This window comes from Anaerococcus sp. HMSC075B03 (assembly GCF_001815585.1).
GTDB classification, from domain to species: Bacteria; Bacillota; Clostridia; order Tissierellales; family Peptoniphilaceae; genus Anaerococcus; species Anaerococcus vaginalis.
Genome location: NZ_KV821195.1, coordinates 79,743 through 83,773 on the forward strand (window position 1 = coordinate 79,743; position 4,031 = coordinate 83,773).

The window sequence follows — 4,031 nt, forward strand, 5'->3', positions numbered from 1 at the left end:
GTTCAAAGAAAAGGGAGTAAGGTTTATTGCTATCAATAACGGAATAGACAGTGAGAAACAAGCAGAAAGCGACTTTACCCCATTTCTAAACATTATGAACGAATGGTACGCAAGAGATACATCAAGAAAAATACAATCTATCTTCAGAGCAAGAATGGAAGAGGGTAAAAGAGTATCCCCAAGTGTGCCATACGGCTATTTTAGAAACCCTAAGAACAAACAGGAGCTACTTGTCGATAAAGAGAGTGCAAAGGTCGTAAAACGCATTTACAGGCTTGTAATAGAGGGATATGGAGTAACACAGATAGCAGATATACTAACCAAAGATAAAGTCCTTATCCCATCAGCCTATGCAGAAATACATTACCCTGAAAATAACCATAGCTCCAAGAAAAGAGGAATAGAAGACCCGTATTTTTGGACGCCGACCACAGTAGGCTATATCTTAGAAAAAAGAGAATATATGGGACACACTGTACTTGGTAAAACAATATGCCTTGATTACAAAACTAAGAAACGCAGAAAGGCAAAAGAAGAGGAACTCATTATCTTCAAAAACACCCATGAAGCTATCATTGACGAAGAAACATGGAATAATGCTCAAAGGCTAAGAAAGACAGTAAGAAGAAGTCCGAAGTACGGTACAACATCAAATCCACTTACAGGACTTTTAATCTGTGCAGATTGTGGAGGAAAATTAAGTTACAGAGAGCCGGCAGAACATAAAGAAAAGAAATATGATAGTGATTACTCTTTTGTATGTCAACATTACAGACACAGAAAAGGCAGTTGCAGTATGCACTACATTAAAGTAAAAACAGTGAATGAAATTCTCTTAAAATCAATAAAGGAAATAACAGATTTTGCAAAAGAAGAAAAGCAAGAATTTCTAAAAGTGATGAACAAGTTATCCGACGAAAAAAGAGAAGAAAAGTATCAAGAGGATAAAGAGAAATTAGAAAAACTGTCCTCAAGAAATGGAGAATTGACAACACTTATTACAAAGCTGTATGAAGACCACGCACTTGGGAAAATTCCTGTAAAACACTTTGATAGATTATTTAATATATATGATACGGAGCAACAAGACTTAGAAAAACAAATACAGTATTTTGAGCAAGAAATAGAAAGCTACCATCAGAGAAAAGTTGATACCGATAAATTCCTAAAGATGATAGAGAAGTATACAGACATTGAGGAACTTACAGTACCGATGATAAATGAATATATAGAAAAAGTAGTAGTCCATGAAGCAACAGGGGGAAGAAAAGGAAAAGACAGAAAACAACAAGTTGATGTTTACTTTAACTTTATAGGCAACTGTCAAGTACCACAGAAAGCTGATATAGAAAAAATGGCTTAAAAATGGTATAATATTAAACAAAATAGGATTGTGAGGGGGGTGTTTTTATGTCGGCAATTAAAATTGAAAACCTCACTTTCTCATATTATGGATATGTAAAACCTATATTTGAAAATGTATCGTTTTCCTTTGATACAAACTGGAAAATAGGATTGATAGGAAGAAATGGAATTGGTAAATCAACTCTATTTAAGTTACTTTTAAATCAAGAAACTTATCAAGGTAAAATAAGCAAGGATGTTGAATTTATTAAATTTCCACCAGATATAATTGATACTTCAAAATTAGGAATTGAGTTATATAAAGAACTAATATCAGATGAGGAAGAATGGAAATTATTTAGAGAACTTAATTTGCTAAATGTAGATGAGAACCTTGTTTACAGAGAGTTTGAAACGCTTTCTAAAGGAGAACAAACAAAAATCCTTTTAGCTATTTTGTTTACAAGAGAAGATGGCTTTTTACTTATTGATGAACCAACAAACCATTTAGATATGGACGGAAGAAAAATTGTAAGTGAATATCTGAAAAGTAAAAAAGGATTTTTGCTTATATCTCATGATAGAGATTTTTTAGATGGTTGTATCAATCATGTTATTTCTATTAACAGGAATTCTATTGATGTCCAATCGGGAAATTTTACATCATGGTATGAAAACAAAGTGATGAAAGACCAATTTGAAATTAGTCAAAATGAGAGATTAAGAAAAGATATTAAACGATTAAAAGAGGCTGCAAGACAAAGTCAAATTTGGTCTGATAAAATTGAAAATACTAAAAATGGTGTGAAAGTATCAGGTGTAAAACCAGACAAAGGACATATAGGTCATCAATCAGCCAAGATGATGAAAAAATCTAAGAATTTGGAGAATAGACAAAACAAGGCAATAGAAGAAAAACAGAGTTTACTAAAAGATATTGAAACAAAGGAAAGTTTATTATTGCATCCATTACATCATCATAAAAATCCTCTAATATCGGTTAGCAATTTATCATCATGCTATGGAGAGAGACAGATATTAAGCAATGTAAGTTTCGAGATAAAACAAGGCGATATAGTGGCTATATATGGTCAAAATGGTAGTGGAAAATCAACCTTGATTAAAATTTTATTAGAGTTACATCATGAGTATATTGGTGAAATAAAATCGGCAAGTAATTTAAAAATATCGTATATTCCTCAAGATACATCTAATTTAACAGGTAGCCTAAATGAGTATATTCATAAGCAAGGTGTTGATGAAACATTGTGCAAAACAATTCTTAGGAAATTAGATTTTGTAAGAGAATTATTTGAAATGGATATGAAGAACTATAGCGATGGACAAAAAAAGAAAGTTTTAATTGCTGTAAGTTTATCAAAGCCAGCTCATATATTTGTTTGGGACGAACCACTGAATTATATAGATGTAATATCAAGAATACAGATTGAGGAAATTATAAAAGAAGCAAAGCCTACACTCATATTTGTAGAACACGATAAGCGATTTGTAGAGGATATAGCCAATAAAATCATACAATTATAAATGAAATAAACACTCAAAGTTTAGAAAAAGACTAACACAGAAACAGTAAATCAAAAAAATGGTTTACTGTTTTTTTATTGCTCAAAATTAAAAAGAAAGGAACACAGAAAATGAAAAACATAGATGAAAAAATCTTAATGGCAGAAGAAGAAATTAAGCAGTTACAAAACAAAAGAAAAAAGCTCATCAGTCAACAGAAACAAGAAGAAAGAAAAAAGAGAGATAAAAGAATATATGAAAAAGGAGCAGTCTTTGAAAGTATCTTTACAGAAAGCAAGGATTTCACCAAAGATGAATTTTATCAGTTAATCACATTCCCAAATATCAAAGAAGCAGTCAATCAAAAAATCTTAAAAATCATAGAGCAAAGAGAACAGATGGAAGTAGAAAATACAGGAAAAGAAGATGAAGAAACGGACATCGAAGAATAGTCCCTTGTTTACAAGGGCGCACTTATACACCCTAAAGGGTGTGTGCGTTCTCCAAAGGCTCTTAGCAGAGAGCATATCAGCTAACGCTGATACAGGGGAGCTACACTCCCCTACGGAAATAAATTTCCTACCCCGTGTGTACTTCCAAAAAGAAATCGGATAAAAAACTATCCGATTTTTTTAGGAAGTCTTATCCATCGCCACATAAAAGTATCAGAAAAACGAAAGGGGGTTTTTAGCTATGGCGATATATCATCTCAGTATAAAGATTATTTCAAGAGGCAAAGGGAAAAGTGCAGTTGCGGCAGCTTCCTATCGCAGTGGCGAAAAGATAAAAAATGAATATGATGGCATAGTCCACGACTTTACAAGGAAAGGCGGAATAGCCCATACCGAAATTTTATTGCCACGAAATGCACCACAGGAATTTGTAAGTCGTTCTGTCTTGTGGAACAGTGTTGAGAAAATAGAAAAAAGTAAAAACTCACAGCTTGCAAGAGAAATCGAAATTGCCTTACCCAAAGAACTGAGTAGAGAAAAACAGATAGAGCTTGTAAGGAAATATGTAAAAGAAAATTTTGTGAAAGTCGGTATGTGTGCCGATGTTGCTTTGCACGATAAAAATGACGGAAACCCACACGCACATATCTTACTTACCATGCGACCGTTAAACGAAGATAAAACATGGGGAGCAAAATCAAAAAAAGAATA

The 4,031-nt window shown here is 32.8% G+C and carries 4 protein-coding genes; all 4 read left to right on the forward strand.

Translation table 11 applies throughout. The annotated features are described in order from the left end of the window. Window positions 1–1,363, forward strand: a 1,363-nt coding sequence (locus tag HMPREF3045_RS06465) for a recombinase family protein (protein ID WP_070738101.1), incomplete at its 5' end; no start/stop codon positions are given. 47 nt (window positions 1,364–1,410) lie between these two features. Then, window positions 1,411–2,889, forward strand: a complete 1,479-nt coding sequence (locus HMPREF3045_RS06470) for an Lsa family ABC-F type ribosomal protection protein (RefSeq protein ID WP_019118576.1) — start codon at window positions 1,411–1,413, stop codon at window positions 2,887–2,889. A gap of 110 nt (window positions 2,890–2,999) precedes the next feature. Next, on the forward strand, window positions 3,000–3,320 hold the full coding sequence (locus HMPREF3045_RS06475) for a DUF3847 domain-containing protein (RefSeq protein WP_019118575.1): 321 nt from the start codon (window positions 3,000–3,002) through the stop codon (window positions 3,318–3,320). 241 nt (window positions 3,321–3,561) lie between these two features. Beyond that, window positions 3,562–4,031, forward strand: a 470-nt coding sequence (gene mobQ, locus HMPREF3045_RS06480; RefSeq protein ID WP_143269983.1) for a MobQ family relaxase, incomplete at its 3' end; no start/stop codon positions are given.